This window comes from Okibacterium endophyticum (assembly GCF_054780075.1).
Genome location: NZ_BAAGXA010000006.1, coordinates 125,691 through 143,555, shown reverse-complemented (window position 1 = coordinate 143,555; position 17,865 = coordinate 125,691). Strand labels below are relative to the sequence as shown.

Annotated in this window: 16 protein-coding genes and 1 tRNA gene; 14 read left to right on the top strand and 3 right to left on the bottom strand. The window is 64.9% G+C overall.

What is annotated here, in order from left to right; all coding sequences use genetic code 11:
• The first annotated feature begins 5 nt into the window (after positions 1 to 5).
• Both ACYVF5_RS09255 and ACYVF5_RS09250 read left to right on the top strand, forming a co-directional pair.
• Positions 6 to 1,031, top strand: a complete 1,026-nt coding sequence (locus ACYVF5_RS09255; RefSeq protein ID WP_460945588.1) for an alpha/beta hydrolase — start codon at positions 6 to 8, stop codon at positions 1,029 to 1,031.
• Between the two features lie 59 nt (positions 1,032 to 1,090).
• Positions 1,091 to 2,422: an APC family permease gene (locus ACYVF5_RS09250; RefSeq protein WP_460945586.1), complete on the top strand. Its 1,332-nt coding sequence runs from the start codon at positions 1,091 to 1,093 to the stop codon at positions 2,420 to 2,422.
• 49 nt (positions 2,423 to 2,471) lie between these two features.
• On the opposite strand, the gene ACYVF5_RS09245 is transcribed toward ACYVF5_RS09250, so the two are convergent.
• Positions 2,472 to 2,960: a YajQ family cyclic di-GMP-binding protein gene (locus tag ACYVF5_RS09245; protein ID WP_460945584.1), complete on the bottom strand. Its 489-nt coding sequence runs from the start codon at positions 2,958 to 2,960 to the stop codon at positions 2,472 to 2,474.
• Between the two features lie 163 nt (positions 2,961 to 3,123).
• Here ACYVF5_RS09245 and ACYVF5_RS09240 point away from each other — a divergent pair, with 163 nt between their 5' ends.
• The 3 genes from ACYVF5_RS09240 (at position 3,124) to ACYVF5_RS09230 (ending at position 5,203) form a co-directional block, all read left to right on the top strand.
• Complete coding sequence (locus ACYVF5_RS09240; RefSeq protein ID WP_460945582.1) at positions 3,124 to 3,831, top strand: lysozyme family protein; 708 nt, start codon at positions 3,124 to 3,126, stop codon at positions 3,829 to 3,831.
• A 277-nt stretch (positions 3,832 to 4,108) separates the two neighbouring features.
• Entirely contained in the window at positions 4,109 to 5,005 is an 897-nt protein-coding gene (locus ACYVF5_RS09235; protein ID WP_460945579.1) for a carbohydrate kinase family protein, read from the top strand.
• 113 nt (positions 5,006 to 5,118) lie between these two features.
• Positions 5,119 to 5,203: transfer RNA gene (locus ACYVF5_RS09230), tRNA-Tyr, on the top strand.
• 239 nt (positions 5,204 to 5,442) lie between these two features.
• Here the strand turns inward: ACYVF5_RS09230 and ACYVF5_RS09225 are convergent.
• Positions 5,443 to 6,207, bottom strand: a complete 765-nt coding sequence (locus ACYVF5_RS09225; protein ID WP_460945577.1) for a FadR/GntR family transcriptional regulator — start codon at positions 6,205 to 6,207, stop codon at positions 5,443 to 5,445.
• On the bottom strand, positions 6,194 to 6,661 hold the full coding sequence (rraA, locus tag ACYVF5_RS09220; RefSeq protein ID WP_460945575.1) for a ribonuclease E activity regulator RraA: 468 nt from the start codon (positions 6,659 to 6,661) through the stop codon (positions 6,194 to 6,196). The genes ACYVF5_RS09225 and rraA overlap by 14 nt, the downstream gene beginning before the upstream one ends.
• A gap of 194 nt (positions 6,662 to 6,855) precedes the next feature.
• Between rraA and ACYVF5_RS09215 the strand changes: the two genes are divergently transcribed.
• The 9 genes from ACYVF5_RS09215 to ACYVF5_RS09175 all read left to right on the top strand — a co-directional run bounded on the left by ACYVF5_RS09215 (position 6,856) and on the right by ACYVF5_RS09175 (position 17,760).
• Positions 6,856 to 7,542 carry a GntR family transcriptional regulator gene (locus tag ACYVF5_RS09215; RefSeq protein WP_460945573.1) on the top strand — a complete coding sequence of 229 codons (687 nt, stop codon included), beginning with the start codon at positions 6,856 to 6,858 and terminating at the stop codon, positions 7,540 to 7,542.
• 127 nt (positions 7,543 to 7,669) lie between these two features.
• Entirely contained in the window at positions 7,670 to 9,433 is a 1,764-nt protein-coding gene (locus ACYVF5_RS09210; RefSeq protein WP_460945571.1) for an ABC transporter permease, read from the top strand.
• A gap of 2 nt (positions 9,434 to 9,435) precedes the next feature.
• The gene (locus tag ACYVF5_RS09205) at positions 9,436 to 10,563 is read left to right on the top strand and encodes an ABC transporter ATP-binding protein (RefSeq protein ID WP_460945569.1); all 1,128 of its coding nucleotides are present in this window, start codon (positions 9,436 to 9,438) and stop codon (positions 10,561 to 10,563) included.
• Positions 10,564 to 10,565: 2 nt separating this feature from the next.
• Entirely contained in the window at positions 10,566 to 11,276 is a 711-nt protein-coding gene (locus ACYVF5_RS09200) for an aspartate/glutamate racemase family protein (protein WP_460945567.1), read from the top strand.
• A gap of 50 nt (positions 11,277 to 11,326) precedes the next feature.
• Positions 11,327 to 12,496, top strand: coding sequence for an ABC transporter substrate-binding protein (locus ACYVF5_RS09195; protein WP_460945565.1), 1,170 nt, complete (start codon positions 11,327 to 11,329; stop codon positions 12,494 to 12,496).
• A gap of 74 nt (positions 12,497 to 12,570) precedes the next feature.
• Positions 12,571 to 13,632, top strand: a complete 1,062-nt coding sequence (locus ACYVF5_RS09190; protein WP_460945563.1) for an Ldh family oxidoreductase — start codon at positions 12,571 to 12,573, stop codon at positions 13,630 to 13,632.
• Positions 13,632 to 13,964: a putative quinol monooxygenase gene (locus ACYVF5_RS09185; RefSeq protein WP_460945561.1), complete on the top strand. Its 333-nt coding sequence runs from the start codon at positions 13,632 to 13,634 to the stop codon at positions 13,962 to 13,964. Before ACYVF5_RS09190 ends, ACYVF5_RS09185 begins: the two co-directional genes overlap by 1 nt.
• Positions 13,961 to 16,591 (top strand): aconitate hydratase AcnA, encoded by a 2,631-nt coding sequence (gene acnA, locus ACYVF5_RS09180; protein WP_460945559.1) that lies wholly within the window; start codon positions 13,961 to 13,963, stop codon positions 16,589 to 16,591. Before ACYVF5_RS09185 ends, acnA begins: the two co-directional genes overlap by 4 nt.
• Positions 16,588 to 17,760, top strand: coding sequence for an MFS transporter (locus ACYVF5_RS09175; protein WP_460945558.1), 1,173 nt, complete (start codon positions 16,588 to 16,590; stop codon positions 17,758 to 17,760). Before acnA ends, ACYVF5_RS09175 begins: the two co-directional genes overlap by 4 nt.
• Positions 17,761 to 17,865: the final 105 nt, after the last annotated feature.

The following is a 17,865-nucleotide window of genomic DNA, read 5'->3' as shown; positions in this document are numbered from 1 at the left end:
CCGACATGGCAGCACACCCTGAATGGAGCGCCGATCTTCTCGGCGCTCCATTCGAGCATCTGGAGCTCGCACTCGAGCCCGATGACGAGGGCGAGGTCGTCGCGACGCTCGTTCGCATACGAGGGCGACGATGGTCCGCAGCGCTCGACCGGATGTTCTCGCCCCTGCACGACGCCGACGTGCTCTATGTGCACGGCTGGTCCGACTACTTCTTCCAGACGGAGCTCGCGAGGTACTGGCAGGCTCTGGGAGCACGGTTCTTCGCACTTGATCTTCGCAAATACGGTCGAAGCCTGCGGTCGCACCAGACGCCCGGACACACAAAAGACCTCGACGTCTATGACGAAGACATCGAAGCGGCCCTCAACGCCATGGGACACAGCGAGAACGGCTCGCGATCGCGCCGACTGATCCTGATGGGGCACTCGACGGGTGGGCTGATCCTGAGCCTCTGGCTCGACCGTCACCCCGGTCGAGCCGATGCCCTCGTGCTCAACAGCCCGTGGCTCGAGTTTCAGGCGGGCAGCTTCGGACGTGAGGCGCTGATGCCGTTCGTCGGCCTGCAGGCGAGGTATCGACCACACGGGCTCCTGCCCCAGGTCGACCTGGGGTTCTACACCCGCACCGTCTCCCGCGCATACGACGGTGAGTGGGAGTACAACAGCGACTGGCGTCCCGAACGGGGATTCGTCGCCTATCCGGACTGGCTCGCCGCGGTTCTGACCGGCCATCGACGTGTGGCATCCGGTCTGTCCATCGCGGCGCCTGTGCTCAGCCTGCTGTCGACACGCTCGTCGCTCGGCTTCACCTGGTCCGACCGCATGCTGACGAGCGACAGCGTTCTCGACGTCGACGACATCGCGGAGCGCTCGCTGAAACTCGGCGCGGCCGTCACGGTGGTCCGGATCGACCATGCCATCCACGACGTGATGCTGTCGAAGAAGCCTGTGCGCCGGCGGGCGGAGCACGAGATCACCCGCTGGCTGACCGGATACGTCCCTGCCTCTGATCTCGTGCGCCGGGCATACTGAAACCTGGCGCGTCGGCATCTGTTCTCCGATGATTCACCGGCACGTGGTTTGCTTGCCTGATGACCAGTGCGCCACTCTCACGTCGACTCGGCCTCGGCGACGCCGTTTTCATCGGCCTCGGCTCGATGATCGGAGCCGGGGTCTTCTCGGCCTTCGTCCCGGCGGCGGCAGCTGCAGGAGCGGGCCTGCTGATCGGTCTGGTGATCGCCGCCATCGTGGCGTGGTGCAATGCGACCTCGTCCGCCCAGCTCGCCGCACAGTACCCGGAGTCCGGCGGGACCTATGTGTATGGCCGGCGTCAGCTCGGCGACTGGTGGGGCTTCGCCGCCGGCTGGAGCTTCGTCATCGGCAAAACGGCCAGCTGCGCGGCGATGGCGATCACCTTCGCCGCGTACGCAGCCCCTGTCGGATGGCAGAAGCCCGTCGCCGTCGCCGCGGTGATCGCCCTCGCCTGCGTGAACTACTTCGGGGTGACGCGAACGGCGCAGCTCACGAGGATCCTCGTTGTCGTCGCGCTGCTCGCGCTCGCCATCGGTGTGGCCGCCGCCCTCAGCGGACCCGAGGCAGACGGGTCCCCGCAGAGCCAGGAGGGGTTCTTCGCTCTCGTGCAGGGCGAGGGGTCCGTTTCGGGGTCGCCGGTGTCCACGGCACTCACCGCTGTCGTCCCCGGCATGCTGGGAGGCGGTCTCTTCGCGGCCGGGCCCTACGGCATCCTGCAGTCGGCCGGTCTGCTGTTCTTCGCCTTTGCCGGCTACGCCCGCATCGCCACCATGGGCGAAGAGGTGCGCGATCCGTCGAAGACCATTCCCCGTGCGGTCGCGCTCGCGCTCGCGATAGTCGTGGTCGTGTATGCGGTTGTCGGGCTCGCACTTCTCTGGGCGCTCGGCCCGCTCGGGCTCGCCACGTCGCTCGAGCCTCTCGTTGACGCCGCTCGGGGGTGGGAGTGGACGGCTCCGGTCATCACCGTTGGCGCTGCGGCGGCCTCGCTCGGCGCGCTGCTCGCGCTGTTCACAGGCATCGGCCGTACGAGCCTGGCGATGGCGAGGGAAGGCGACCTTCCGCGTGTGCTCTCTGCCGTGCATCCGCGCTACCAGGTTCCACACCGGGCCGAGATCGCGCTCGCCGTCGTCGTCTGCGCTGTGGTGCTTCTCGCCGACCTGGGCGAAGCCATCGCGTTCTCGTCGTTCGGTGTGCTGCTGTACTACTTCGTCGCGAACCTCGCGGCGTTCACCCAGAAGGCCGACGCGAGGCGTGTGCCGCGAGCCGTGCAGATCGTCGGCATGGTCGGATGCCTTGTGCTCGTGGTCACGCTGCCTCCTATCGGCATCGTGGCCGGCGTTGTGGTGATCGCGGTCGGCGTGGTCGGGCGCCTGCTGTTGCGCGGCGTGTAGCGGAGCGTCGACCACCGGAGCCGTCGTCTCGTGGAGCCGTCCCGGTTGCTCAGCGCATGTTCACGAACTGCAGGTCGAGGTCGAGGTCTGACCTCTTGAGCAGGGCGATCGTGGCCTGCAGATCGTCACGGCTCTTGGACTGCACCCGAAGCTCGTCGCCCTGGATCTGGCTCTTGACGCCCTTCGGGGCTTCGTCGCGGATGATCTTGCCGATCTTCTTCGCGTTCTCTTGCGAGATGCCGTCTTTCAGCGCGACCTCGATGCGGAACTCCTTGCCGCTCGCATAGGGCTCGCCCTCGTCGAGGCTCTTCAGCGAGATGCCGCGTTTGATGAACTTGGACTGCACAACGTCGAGAACGGCCTTCGCGCGTTCTTCCGTCGACGCCTTGATGAGGATCTTCTCGCCGCTCCAGGCGACCTCGGCTCCCGTGCCCTTGAAGTCGTAGCGCTGCTCCACCTCTTTGCGCGCCTGGTTGACGGCGTTGTCCGCCTCCATCTTGTCGACCTTGCTGACGATGTCAAATGATGAATCTGCCATGTGCCCATGCTACCGCCGAGCGGATCGAGCGGGTCCGGCCGGCAGCGGACAACCGGGCCGCAACGAGACGAGAACCGACACGCTCTGCCGCCGGGAGCCGGGTATCCCGCTCTCGGGGCGACTGAAGGTGTGGTTGCATGGAGGTATGGCCAGGGGATCGAGAATGCCGACGGTGGGCGCGATCGTGTGCGCCGTCGCACTGGCGCTCGCCGCGTGCGCAACTCCGGAAGAGGAGCCGTCGCCGTGGGGCGCGCCGGCCCAGGAGCCCGTAGCCGCCGAGAGTCCGAATACGCCGGGCATCACGGCGCTTGTCGACCCCGACTGGGTGGCAGAGGCCAGCGAGCAGACGGGCATCCCACCGAGGGCGCTCGAGGCATATGCCGGTGCGGCTCTGTCGAAGGCCGCGGAGATGCCCGGGTGCGGCCTCAGCTGGAACACACTGGCTGCGATCGGACACGCTGAGAGCGACCACGGCCGGCACGGCGGTTCTGCCCTCGCCGACGACGGCACCGTCTCACCACCGATCTTCGGTGTTCCCCTCGACGGCGACGGCACCATTGCGGTCCCGGATACGGACGACGGCGAACTGGACGGTGACAGCGAGCACGACCGCGCGATGGGTCCATTCCAGCTGATTCCGCAGACCTGGCAGAACTGGCACGTCGACGCCAACGCAGACGGCAGGGAAGACCCGCAGAACATCGATGACTCAGCGCTCGCGGCCGCGAATTACGTGTGCCGTGCGTCCGGTGACATGGCGCACGAGGAGGGTTGGCTCGATGGCATCCACGCGTTCAACCCGAACGAGGAGTATGTGCAGAAGGTTGCGGATGCCGCCAACGAGTATGCGCGGAGCGCGGCGCAGGAGTAGACCCGCTCACGGTGCTGCTCGCCGGTTCGCCGGCGTGTCGGTTTCCCGTGCGCGGTTTCCGCTGCAGGTCGTCGCTCTGAGTCGCTGGTTCCGCAGTTCGATCGCAGCGCAGCACTTCTCCGCAACTCGATCCGCTCGCGTGTTGTGAGGTGCGGGGTTTGGTGGCAGATTCAGCGTGGTGGACAACGGTTCTCCGCAACTCGTGCCTCACGAGCAGATCGGTCGAGGCTCTGCGGTGACACCGAGGGCTCCTGCTCATCCCACTAAAATTGCGAGCATGACTTCTGCTCCAGGCAAGGTCGCCGTTGTCGGCGACGCACTCATCGACGAACTGCGGGATGCATCCGGTTCGCGCGAATTCGTCGGAGGCGCCGGGCTCAACGTGGCCGTCGGGCTTGCCCGCCTCGGCGTGCCGGCAACGCTCGTCGCGATGGTGGGGGACGACGCAGACGGGGAGCGGATCCGCGCGATGCTCGCAGAGCACGGAGTCGAGCTCGTGGCGAACACCGGTCCGCACGGAACCTCCCGGGCGACGAGTGACCGCGCAGACGGCGAGCCGCGCTACACGTTCAACCAGGCGGCCAGGAACCGCAAGATCGCCTTCGATGCCGCTCAGAGGGAAGCACTCGCCACGGCCGGCCTTGTGGTGGTGAGCTGCTTTCCCTTCGACGATGCAGAGCAGGCTGCCACGCTCGAAGCCGCAGTCTCCGATCCGCGGTCCAGGCTGGTGATCGACCCGAACCCGCGCGCAGGCATGATGCGCGACAGCGCTGAGTTCGTGCGCGGCTTCGAGCGTCTCGCGGCCGTTTCGATGGTCGTGAAGGTGGGTGATGAAGATGCCGAGATGCTCTACGGCGAATCGTTGCACGCCCTGAGGGACCGACTGCTCGCGGGCGGTGCAGGCAGCGTGCTGGCGACTGCCGGCCGCGACGGGGCGTCATTCGCCTCGTCGTCGGTGACGGTCTCTGCACCCATCGCGACGCTGCCCGGTGCCGTCGTCGACACCATGGGCGCAGGTGACGCGACGCTGGCCTCGACGGTGCAGCACGTGTTCGCCCACGGTGTTCCTGCCGACGAGGACGCCGCGCGCGGACTGCTCGAACGCGCCATGTTGATCGCGGCGGCGACCTGTCGGGCCGAAGGCGCCCTGTTGCGATTGCCTCCGGCCGACTAGCCTGAAGGAGGACGTCGCGTCGGGCGCCTGCTCGATTTCGTCGTGCGCGATCGCCGGGCTACAATTTGTGAGCGCCTTCGGTTGGCTGAGAAAGTTTGGTCGAGCGCGCACCTGGCGAGTTACCCTAGCGGCCAAAGGGATCTGACTGTAAATCAGACGGCTCAGCCTTCGGGGGTTCGAATCCCTCACTCGCCACCATCGTGTTGTCTCGGGACATAGGTCATATATGTCCCGAGACATCGTGCGCTTGCGAGATTTCTCCGTCGTTGTCACCGCTGGTGATGCCGAGAATGTCGAACGTGCGTCGCTCTCACGGCGCAGGGATTCGGGCATCCGCCGGCGACCGGATCTCGTGGGGATTTCGTGTCAGTCACATCGTCGGTTGTGCGGGAGGCGGGTCTGCCAAGAAGTTGAGGACGTCGACGATCGTATCGACGTCATCGCACCCGCTCGCGCACTGCTCCCGATTCGTCGAGCGTCGCCTTGAGCCGGAGACTCGCAGCGGCCATGTGGGTTCGAGCCGACTCTGCCGCGCCAGCCGGGTCCTGCCGACGAATCGCGTCAAGGATGGGCACGTGTTCGCTGCGAGAGGGCTCGAACGAGGTGGCGGCGTCCATGTTCCGGTGAATCCAGACCCGAAGGAGCGACGCGATGCTGCTGTGCATGTTGGTCAGAGCGCCATTGTTCGAGGCAGAGGCGACTGCGAGGTGGAATGCGACATCGGCGTCCACGAACTCTTCTGTCGTCTGCGCTTCGTCCATCGCGGTCATCGCGCCTTCGATCTGCTTCAGCTGATCATCGGTGCGTCGCTCGGCGGCAAGCTCTGCGACGATGACCTCGAGGTGTTTGCGTGCCTCGATGAGGTCGGCGACTCGTTGCTCACCGAGCAGCAGGCCCCACTCGATGACCTTCGGAAGCAGTTCCGACTCGGAGCTCCGCAGGTAGGTCCCACCGCCGTGGCGGAACTCGACGAGACCCAGCAGGCCGAGCGACTTTATCCCTTCGCGGACGATCGACCGGCCGACCCCGAGGGACTCACTGAGCGCCCGCTCGGAGGGGAGTTTCTCACCGGGGCCGACGTGGCCGGAAAGGATGTAGTCGAGCAGCGCTCGAGCGACCTCTGTCGACGCCGGATCATGACGAACGACATTCACCGGACGAAGTCCGACGATCGTGTTCGTGTCTGGGTCAGCGCTCGACAAGGATGCCATCCTCATCGCTATAGAGCCGCGCACCAGGCCGGAACGTCACTCCACCGAACTGGAGAGTGACATCGGCCTCGCCCTCTCCGGTCTTTGTGCTCTTGCGTGGGTTCGTGCCGATCGCTTTGATCCCGATCCGGATGTCGGAGATCGCGAGCCGGTCGCGGATCGCGCCGTTGATCACAACCCCGGCCCAGCCGTTGTCGGCAGCGATCTTGGCAATCATGTCGCCCATGAGCGCTCGTTCGACGGAACCGCCGCCGTCCACGACGAGTACGCTTCCATCGCCAGGTGAAGAGACGACGGACTTCAGGAGTGCATTGTCCTCAAAGCATTTGACCGTCCGGATCGGCCCCTCAAACCTCGAGTGGGCGCCGAACAGCTGAAGTTGAAGGGGCAACGACTGAATGTCCTCACCGAGCTCGTCATAAAGATCAGCAGTTGTCGTTGTCATGTCTTCCCCTCTCTCTGAGAGCATACAGCGCTGGTTGGCTGGTCGACCACTTTCAATCCCCTGCGCGATGAGATGTTCGAAAGGTTATAACCAGCGAATTTCAGTATGTTCTAGATCGCTCAGAATCCGGCAGATTACGGGATCTACTCGTCAAAACAGGTTATAACCTGTACGCTCTGGTATCGGAGGAACCCATGACGTCGACGATATCCGCCAGCACCAAGAGTGTGTTTGCATATGACGTGGTGCGGTCGCGCATTCTTCGCCACGAGTACCTCCCCGGTCAGCCCCTCAACCAGGCGGCGCTCGCTCAGGAGCTCGGCATCAGCACGACACCGCTTCGCGAGGCCCTCCGCCGGCTCGAGTCCGAGGATCTTGTCGAGTTGCGATCACACAGCGATGCTCGGGTGACAGAGCTCACCGCGGAGGGCGCTCGAGACCTGCTTGAGCTCCGACTCGCTCTCGATCCGCTCGCGGTGGCGCTCGCCGCCGACCGACGGACGAAAGCGGACATTGCCCGGATGCGGGCTGCGCAAGCCGGCATGACCGCTCTTCCGAACACGCCGTCATTGGCCCAGTTGGTGGCACACCGAGAATTTCACCGATCCCTCTACAGCGCTTCGCACAACGAAGCGCTCATTCGAACCCTCGACGGGTTGTGGGACAAAGCGGACAGGTACCGAATCGTCGGGCTTGAGGTGAAGCGCGACCAGGAGGAGCGCGACATGCGGACGCGGGAGCACCATTCGCTGCTCGACCTGGTGATAGCCGGCGATGCCGAAGGGGCCGCCGATGTTATGAGAACCCATATCACCGTGAGTCTCGGTGCGAAGGCTGCGCGTCGGCTGGGCGCCGGGACGCGGGCGGAGACCAGCCCCTGAAAATGGTCGACTGGTTGACTGGTCGACCACTTTGTGATTAGATCATGGTCACGCCACAAGGCACACGCACTCGAAGGAGAGATGTGAGTAACCCAGACCAGCGCACGCGGCTCGACGGACAGCAGCCGTGACCGCCGTGACCGAACGGCCGGCTGAGAAGGCGCGGCCGGTCGACGAGTACCCGACGCCCCGCTACCGAAAGATCTTCGGAGTCGACCGAAGCACCCTGCTCTACTGGGTCGTTGTCGTACTGCTCGCGCTTTTCGTGCTTGCGCCGGTTGTCCCCACCCTCATTCAGGCGCTGGTCGACCGCCCGCTGTACGAGCAGGGCGGGATATTCACCTTCGACAACTTCTCCAAGCTGTTCACCGAGGCAGGCTTCGGTCAGGTCGCCCTCAACACTGTGGCCTTTGCCGGGCTGACCACGGCCCTGACTCTGCTCATCGCCATCCCCATGGCGATCGTCGTCGTACGAACCGACATCCCCGGCCGCCGGTTCTTCGGAGCGGGGATGCAGTGGCCTTTCTTCATCTCGTCGCTGATCCTCGGTTTCGGCTGGATCACGATGTACGGCCCTGCTGGGTTCGTCAGCACATGGGTGCGAAGCGCAGTGGGAACGGTGCCATGGGATCTGTACACGATTCCGGGTATGGCGATCACGGAAGCCGTTGCCCTTGCGCCCATCGCGTATGTGTTCTGTGCGAATGCGCTCCGAAACGCGGACGCGAGCCTTGAGGGAGCCGCGCAGACCGTGGGCGCCGGACCGTTCAGGATCCTGCGTTCCGTCGTCATCCCGATGCTTCGGCCGCCCGTCGTCTACAGCTCGATCCTCGTCTTCTCGATGTCCATCGAGACGCTGAGCATCCCGCTTCTCTACGGGCAGCCCGTCGACATCACGGTCTTTGCGACATTCCTCTACAAAAACGGCCTGCAGTCGATCAACCCTGACTACGGAATCCTCGGCGCGGCATCCACCATCATTCTGCTCGTCACCATTCTGCTCGTCGCCGTCCAAGCGAAGCTCTTGAAGGACGCGAAGCGCTTCGTCTCAGTCCGGGGCAAAGCCACTCGGCCCCGCCTCCTCGATCTGGGGTGGGTCAAGTGGGTGGCAGTTGCGTTCGTGACGATCTATCTCGTGTTCGGCGCTCTCATTCCGATCGGCGGACTGGTGTTCCGCTCCTTCGCGACCTTCTTCACGCCGCTGGCGAACCCGTTCAACGCGCTGAGCATAAACAACTACATGCGGATCATCGAGTTTCCCGTCTACGTCGCATCGATCCGAAACAGCTTGATCGTCGCCTCGGTCGGTGCTGTTGTGGTCTCTCTCCTCGCCACGATCGCCGTGGTCGTCGCGCGACGCTCGACCTTCCGCTACCGCAGGATCATCGAGTACCTCGCGCTTGCCCCGCAGGCGATGCCCGGCCTCATCATCGGCATCGGCTTCTTCTGGGCGTTCGCATACGCGCCATTCGGTCTCGGAGGGCTGGTGCAGGGAACACTTGCCGCCATCATCATCGCTTTCGGACTGAGAGCGCTACCGAGCGCGTTCGGATCGATTGCCCCCGCGGTGATGCAGATCGGGGAGGAGATAGACAACGCGGCACGCGTCTCGGGCGCGGACTGGATCAGAACCTTCACACGAATCCTGTCCAAACTTCTGACACCGGCGTTCGGCGCGGCACTCATTCTGACCTTCGTCACGATGCTCAAGGAATACTCACCGGCGATCTTCCTGGGTTCCGCTCAGACCAACATCATCGGCACAACGATGCTCGAGCTCTGGGTTCAGGGCAACTCGGGCTCCGTCGCCGCTCTCGCAACCATCCAGATCGTCATCACAGCAGTGTTCGTCGGCGTCGCCGGCCTGCTTATGCGCGGAAAGAAGGACTGACCATGCCTGACGTCGTCATCTCCCAACTCCACAAGGAGTTCAACGGGAACGTAGTCCTCACCGATATCGATATCCACGTGAAGGACGGCGAGTTCTTCACCCTCCTCGGCCCCTCCGGCTGCGGCAAGTCCACAACGCTCGCCTGCCTGGCCGGCCTGGAGAAACCGACCTCGGGCCACATCTCCATCGGTGATGCAGTCTTCTTCGACGGTGACAACAACACGTATGTGCCGCCGGAGGCGCGCAACCTCGGTATGGTGTTCCAGTCTTATGCGCTGTGGCCCCATATGACGCTGGAACAGAACCTGGCCATGCCACTCAATATCCGCAAGGTGCCCAAGGCCGAGCAGAGGAAGCTCATCCACGAGGCTCTCGACAAGGTCGGTATGGCGCACCTCATGAAGCGCTATCCCCACCAGCTGTCCGGCGGCCAGCAGCAGCGCATCGCGCTTGCCCGGGCACTGGTCTACTCCCCGCGTGTGCTCTTGCTGGACGAGCCGTTGTCGAACCTCGACGCCAAACTGCGCGAGCAGGCGCGGGTGTGGCTCAAACGGCTGCAGACCGATCTCGGCATCACAACCATCTATGTGACGCACGACCAGGAAGAGGCGCTGGCCATGAGCGATCGCATAGCGGTGATGTCGGCCGGAGACCTTCTGCAGATCGGCACACCGGAGGACATCTACGAACGGCCGGCGACAGCCGAGGTCGCGGCATTCATCGGCAGGTCCAACTTCATCGACGGCGTCATCGCCGAGTCGCACGACTCCCGCGTCCGAATCTCACTCGAGGGCAGCGACCAGAAGTTCGAGATCGACGCAGAAGGCTATGGCGTCGGCGACCTGGTGACCATCGCCTTCCGACCTGAGCTCGCCACGCTCTTCGACAGCAACGCCGTTCCGCCCGAGGCGTCTGTGGTGCTCAGAGGAGACGTGCTCGCCGCCTCATATGTGGGGTCCCGTGTTGAGTACTCAATCCGGTTCGGACAGCGCACGTTGCTCGTGGATCACTACCGCGGCAACTTCACCGGGACCGTCGGTGTCGCCGTGCCCACCGACGGCGTTCGTATCTACCCCCGAGCAGACGTTGTCTCAGACGATGTCGAAGCTCTGATGGCGACCGCGGTCTGACGATGTCCCGAGAGGTCATTGAGCGACCGCTGATCGCCCTGATCAGCGGGGTGGCAGCGGCGATACCGCCCGCACAGAGAGCGTTCGGCGAGGTTCTGCCCGAAGCCGACCTGTGGAATCTCCTCGACGACCGGCTGGTCTCCGATGCGATGCAGGCCGGACAGGTGTCCACCGGGCTGATTGACCGGATGATGCGACTGATCGAGCACGCCACGCTCGAGAAAGCCGATGCGATCGTGCTGACGTGCTCCGTGTACGGGTTTCTCGCACCGGCGGCCTCGGAGCGCTTCGGAGTCCCGGTGCACGGTCCGGATGACGCCGCGCTTCAGGAGGTCGTCTTGCGCGGGCTCACGTCGATCTACCTCGTTGCCAGTGTGGACTTGGCTCTCCGAGACGCCGTCGAACGCGCAGCGGCTGCATTCGCCGCGAAAGGAGCGGACGTGGCGATCGTTCCGATCCTCGCGGAGGGCGCCCGGGCGCCGAGCCTTCGAGGCGACCATGCAGGGGTGGCGGACGCGATCACGATGGCGATTCAGGCGTCTGCCCGTGACGCCGATGCGGTACTCCTCGCGAACTACTCCCTGGCTGACGCCGCCGACCGCGTCAGCATCGGTGTCGCCCGCCCGGTCATCGACGGGCCGGCGCATGCCGCTCACAGCCTCCGCGAAACGCTCTCACGCAGCTCGCGGAGCCGCAGTGACCAGGTCCGATGACCTTCGCTGCTCAGTTCCATCCCTCACAATCGACACAAGGAAGTGCACTCATGAAGAAACACAGCCCTCTCTTCGCAATGCGTCCCCGATCACGGCGTTGGCTCCCGGCAGCAGCGGCCACCGTCGTCGCGGCGACCGTGCTCGCCGGCTGCAGCGGTGGCGGCGGGACGGCCGCCCCGACCAACGACATCGCCACGGGTGAATACCCCGACTACTATCCGAGCGACTATCAGGACCTCGTCGACGCGGCTGAGGAGGAGGGCGGCACCCTCGAGATCTACTCCAACACCGATCAGGAGAACTGGGCGCCGATCTTCCGTGACTTCCAGAAGAAGTACCCGTTCGTGACGACCATCAACGCGAACAACCTCGATAGCGACGAAGTGTTCCAGCGAGTGCTGAGCGAGCAGGCGACAGGGGGCAGCGACGCCGACATCCTCGTCTCGAACGCAGCGCAGGCCTGGGCAAACTACATGGACAGCGGCGAGGAGATGGTGACCCCGTACGAATCTCCCGAGCTCGGTGAGCTTCCTGAGTTCGCACAGCCATTGCCGAACGTATACGCCATGTCCATGGACCCAGCCGGAATCACCTACAACACATCGTTGCTGCCGGACGGTCCCACCGGCTTCGAGGACCTCGCGAACAAGATCGAAGAGGATCCGGACACCTACGCTGACAAGATCACCACGCGCGACGTCACCGGCTCGTTCGGCTTCACGGTGACCCAGGCATTCATGGACGCTCGACCCGAGGCATGGGAGTACATGGAGACGATCCTCCCCAACGCGCTTCCCGAGAGCTCGTCGGGAACGCAGGGCGAGAAGATCCTCGCCGGCGAGTACGTGACCGGCTTCTTCATCAGCACTGCGCCGTCGTATCCGATCGTGGAGAGCAGCGGTGGTCTCTACGACGTGGTGTTCCCCGAAGACGGCACAGTCGTCCTGCCCCGCGCTATCGCGATCACGCCTGAGGCTCCTCACTCCAACACGGCGAAGCTGTTCCTGGACTTCGTTCTCTCGGACGAAGGACAGAATGCTGTCGCTGAAGGCGGGCTGACCTCCTACCGCGATTCCGTGGAGGCTGCCGAAGGCCGCCACACCTATCAAGAAGTCGTCGACGCCGTGGGTGAGGACCAGATCATCATCGGAAGCTACGAGACCATTCCCCAGGAAGAGGTCGACGCATTCATCGAGAGGTGGAACGGCCTGCTCGGCTGATCCGACGGGGTGCTCCGACAACCGGTCGGAGCACCCCGCGCGCGTCCATTACCGCTCTATACAGAGGAGTCCACATGAGTGACCAGATCGTCTCGATGCCCCGGCTGGCCGACCTCGGCGTCCGCATACTGGAAGCCCATGGAGTGCGGGCGCCTGATGCCCGGCTCGTCTCCGACAGCCTCGTGACGGCGGACGCCTGGGGGCACCCGTCACACGGCATGCTCCGACTGGACTGGTATGCCGCCCGTCTCAGGACAGGGGTCATGAAGCCCGTCACCGAGATCACGACAGTCGTCGACGTGGGGGCGCTGGCCGTGGTCGACGGCAACGACGGCATCGGCCAGATCGTCACCGAGCGCGCGTGCTCGAGCGCAGTGGCGCGAGCGAAGCAGCACGGTGTCGGAGTCGTCGGCGTTCGCAACAGCAACCACTTCGGCACCGCCGCCTTCTGGACGCGCCGCATGGCAGCCGAAGGAGTGGCCGGCATCCTCACCACAAACGGCAGCCCGGCGATGGCTCCCTGGGGAGGCCGCGAGAAGACCGTCGGCGCCAACCCGTGGTCGATCGCCACTCCAGGCGGTTCCCGCGGCCCGGTCGTCCTGGACATCGCAAACATCGTTGTGGCGCGCGGGAAGATCTACAGCGCGCTTCAAAAAGGCGAGCAGATCCCCGAGTCGTGGGCGCTGGATGCCGACGGAGTCCCGACGGTCGATCCCCAGGCCGCCATAGACGGTTTGATCCTGCCGATGGCCGGCCACAAGGGCTATGGGATCTCGTTTATGATGGACATCCTGTCCGGCGTTCTCACGGGGAGCGGGTTCGGGCCGAACGTCGTTGGGCCATACGTGCCTGACCGTCGAAGCGAATGCGGGCATCTGGTCATCGCGCTCGACATCGAGACCATGATCGGCCATGGGGAGTTCGACCGGCGCATCGATGAGCTGATCCGGCTCACGAAGAGCGTTCCCCTGGCCGCCGGAGTCGACGAGGTGTTCTACCCGGGCGAGCTCGAAGACCGCGCCTACGCCCGCGCGTCGACGGAGGGCGTCTTCCTTCCGGCGAAAACAGTGAACGAACTACGCGTCCTCGCCGCCGACGCCGGCATCGAGTTCACACTCGACTCCGTGGAGGTGTGATGTACACGGTTATGGTGACGCTCGATGTGCACGAGGACCGGATCAACGAGTTCATCGCGGGGATCGAGGCGAACTCCCGAGCATCGCTGAGGGATGAACCCGGCTGCATCCGCTTCGACGTGCACCGAGCCGCGGACAGTCCGACTCGGTTCTATTTCTACGAGATCTATGTAGACCGCGACGCCTTCGAGATCGAGCACAGGGCGGCGCCGCACTACGCCGTGTGGCGAGGTGTTGTGGCCAGGTGCGTTGTGGACGGAAGCCAGTCGAACACCTACGCCGTGCCCCTCTTTCCAGAGGATATCCCCGAGCACACCGAGCCGCGGAAATGAACCACGGGCGTGAGCTCGAGCACGGGTCGCGGACGATCGAGGCCGGCGCCGAGACGGTGCGCATCACCGACCTGAGCGGGCTTGACTACGCACGCATGCCATACAGCCTTCGCCCGATCCTCGAATCGGTTGTGCGGCACTACGGCTCTCAGCACGAGCAAGTCGCCTCGCTTCTCGATTGGAAGGGCGCGGCTGAGCGACATGAAGCCGTGGACCTGCATGCCACGCGAGTGTTCTTGCACGACACAAACGGTGTTCCGACGGTTGTGGACCTGGCCGCCATGCGACATGCCGCCGCGGCGCTCGGCGCGGATCCCGCGCTCGTGAACCCGCAGATTCCCGCCGAACTCGTCATCGACCACTCCGTGATCGTTGACATCTTCGGCACGGGCGACGCATTCGAGCGGAACGTCGAGATCGAGTTCGAGCGCAACGCCGAACGCTACCGCTTTCTGCGCTGGGGACAACAGTCCTTCGATGACTTCGCGGTTGTCCCTCCCGGCACCGGCATCATGCATCAGGTCAACATCGAGCACCTTGCACGGGTGATCGAGCACAAGGACGGGTGGGCCTTTCCCGATGTGTGCCTCGGAACGGACTCTCACACGACGATGGTGGATGCACTCGGCGTGCTCGGCTGGGGAATCGGCGGCATCGAGGCAGAGGCGGTGATGCTCGGCGAACCATTCACCATGATCGTTCCTCCGGTGCTCGGAGTGCGGCTCACCGGGCGGCTGCCGGAGGGCGCCACAACGACCGACCTCGTCCTGCGAATCACCGAGCGCCTTCGAGAGCACGGTGTCGTCGACGGCTTCGTCGAGTTCTTCGGCCCCGCGCTTCGCACCATGACGGTGGCCGATCGCGCCACGATCTCGAACATGTGCCCGGAGTTCGGAGCCACGTGCGCCTATTTCCCGATCGACGACGCCACCGTCGACTACCTGCGTCTCACGGGACGACCAGAGGAACAGGTGGACCTCGTGCAGGCCTATGCGCGGGAACAGGGGCTCCGGTACGACTCGACCGCCGAGATCGACTACACCGCAGAGATCGGCCTTGATCTGTCGACGATCGTCCCGTCGATCGCCGGACCACGACGCCCCCAGGACCGGATGCCCCTCGCCGTCGCTCGAGAGAGGTTCCGCGCAGACCTGCGCGAACTGACGCACCAGAGCCCAGACGACACTGCTCCGACGATCGACATCGGAGAGCATCGGGTGTCGCTGCCCAACGGGAGCGTGGCCATCGCCGCCATCACCTCATGCACCAATACGTCCAACCCCGGTGTGATGGTGGCGGCGGGCCTCCTCGCCCGAAACGCGGTCGCGCGAGGGCTGTCCACCAAACCGTGGGTGAAAACGAGCCTCTCGCCCGGGTCGCGGGTGGTCACCGACTACTTCGATCTGGCCGGGCTCACCGCTCCGCTCGACACGCTGGGCTTCAACCTCGCCGGCTACGGGTGCATGACCTGCATCGGGGCCTCCGGGCCGCTCATCGAGGCGGTGCAGGAGGCAGTGCGGAGCGACGGAGTGAGCGTCGCCGCCGTGCTCTCAGGCAACCGGAACTTCGACGGGCGAATCAACCCGGACGTCCGCCTGAACTACCTCGCCTCGCCTCCGCTCGTCGTGGCGTATGCCCTCGCGGGCACTGTCGACTTCGATTTCGCGTCCGAGCCCCTCGGAGTGGATCCCCGGGGTGACGAGGTCTACCTGCGCGATATCTGGCCGTCGGACGAAGAGACCGCGGCTCTCGTCCACGCCTCCGTGGATCCGCAGATGTTCGCCGACGCCTATTCGCAGGTGTTCCGCGGCGACCACAATTGGCAGGCCATCGACGCTCCGACCACGGCGCTCTACGACTGGGACGAGAAATCCACCTACCTTCGCCGCCCGCCCTACTTCGACGGTATGACCCCGATCTCGCCCAAGACCGGTGACATCGTCGGCGCTCGCGTGCTTGCCAAGCTCGGCAACCAGATCACCACGGACCACCTGTCGCCGGCCGGAGCGATCCCCGTCCATACTCCGGCGGGGCAATATCTCCTCGATCGCGGTGTGCAGCGTTTCGAGCTCAACACGTATGCGTCTCGTCGGGGCAATCACGAGGTGATGATGCGCGGAACGCTCGCCAACGTCCGCCTGCGGAACCACCTCGTCCCCGAACGAGAGGGCGGTTTCACCCTCGACCTCGTCGAGGGCACGGGCGAACGGACCATCTACGACGCTGCAATGATCGCGTCGGCCCATGAGGTGCCGCTCCTCATTCTCGGGGGAACCCTCTACGGCGCGGGATCGTCGCGCGACTGGGCAGCCAAGGGCCCTGCTCTGCTCGGTGTGAAAGCTGTGCTGGCAGAGGGCTTCGAGCGCATCCACCGCTCGAACCTCATCGGCATGGGTGTGCTCCCGCTGGAGTATCCGACCGGTGAGAACGCAGAGACGCTCGGCCTGACCGGACTCGAGTCGTTCGACATCCGTGGGCTCGGCGACGACGCAACCGCATCAGAGGTGGACGTCGTGGCCGGCGGCACATCCTTTCGTGCACGGGTCCGCCTCGACACACAGCGCGAGCGCGATTACTACAGACACGGCGGAATCCTTCACTATGTGCTCCGCAAAATGACGGCATGATGTCTGCGCGGACCGGACTCGGCGGGTGGGCTCCGATTCTCGTCCACGCGGTGCTCGTCCAGATCTTCACCTACGCGTTCCGTCCCGCGCTGTCGTACGGGGTGTTGGAGGCCGGGGGATCGGTCGCTCTCCTCGGCGTCATCGGCACGATCTTCGCCGTGCCGGCCCTCGTGTTGGCCCTCCCGTCCGGCCGAATCGTCGACAAGATCGGGGAACGCGCCGTCGCCGTCGTCGGCGCGGTGACCTTGGCCGCCGCCGCTGCCGTCGCATTCGTGGGTCTGGGGAGCACTCTTCTGCTCTTCGCGGCCACGTTCCTCCTCGGAGTGGGACATCTGCTCAGCGTCGTCAGCGAGCAGGCCTCGGTCGCCAACCGCTCGGTCGCCGGCAGCAGGGAATCGGCTTTCGGCCTCTATTCGCTCTGCACGTCGATCGGTCAGATCCTCGGACCCCTCCTGCTGGCGCTTCCGCACCCTGACCACAAAGGCCCCTGGCTGAGTGTGCTCTTCTGTGTGTGCATCGCCGTCGCCGTGGCGCTGACCGTCAGCAGTTCGGTGATGCGCTCCGCCGCCCACGAGTCCCGGACGGAGCCGCCGAGCATGCTTGCGTCGTCAGCGGGGCTCCTCCGTTCACAAGGCGTCGTGCGGGCCCTCATCAGCAGCAGTCTGGCGCTCGCATCGGTTGACGTCACTCTCGCCTTCTGGCCGGCTCTCGGTGAGGAACGCGATCTTCCCGTTGTGGTGATCAGTGCCATGCTCGCCGCCCGGGCCCTGAGCACGATGGCGTCGCGCGGGTTTCTGCCGTTTGTCGCGCGCCGTGTCAGACGCCCGATTCTGCTGGCGTCCTCCCTCGGCCTCGCCGCTGCGGCGCTTGCGGGCACGGCCCTGCCCGCGCCTGTTGTTGTTCTGGTCGCGATGGCCGCCGTGTATGGCCTGGCGATCGGCGTATGCCAGCCCATCACCATGTCTTGGCTGGCGGACGAGTCCCCGAACGGGCAGCAGGGGATGGCGATGTCACTGAGGCTCGCGGGCAACAGGGTCGGTCAGTCGAGTATCCCGCTTGTGGTCGGGACAGTCGCGCCGGCCGCCGGTGCCGTTGGTGTGCTCGTTCTCACCGCCGCCTCGCTTGTAGCCGCGGCGGCCGTCTCTCGAGGAAGACGGCAGAACCGATGAGAAACACGGGCCTGCCAGAGCACCGGGAAAAAGCACGGGAAAAGAGCATGGGGAAAGAGCATGGGAAAGTGGTCGACTGGTCGACCACTTTCGGTTACACTGGAA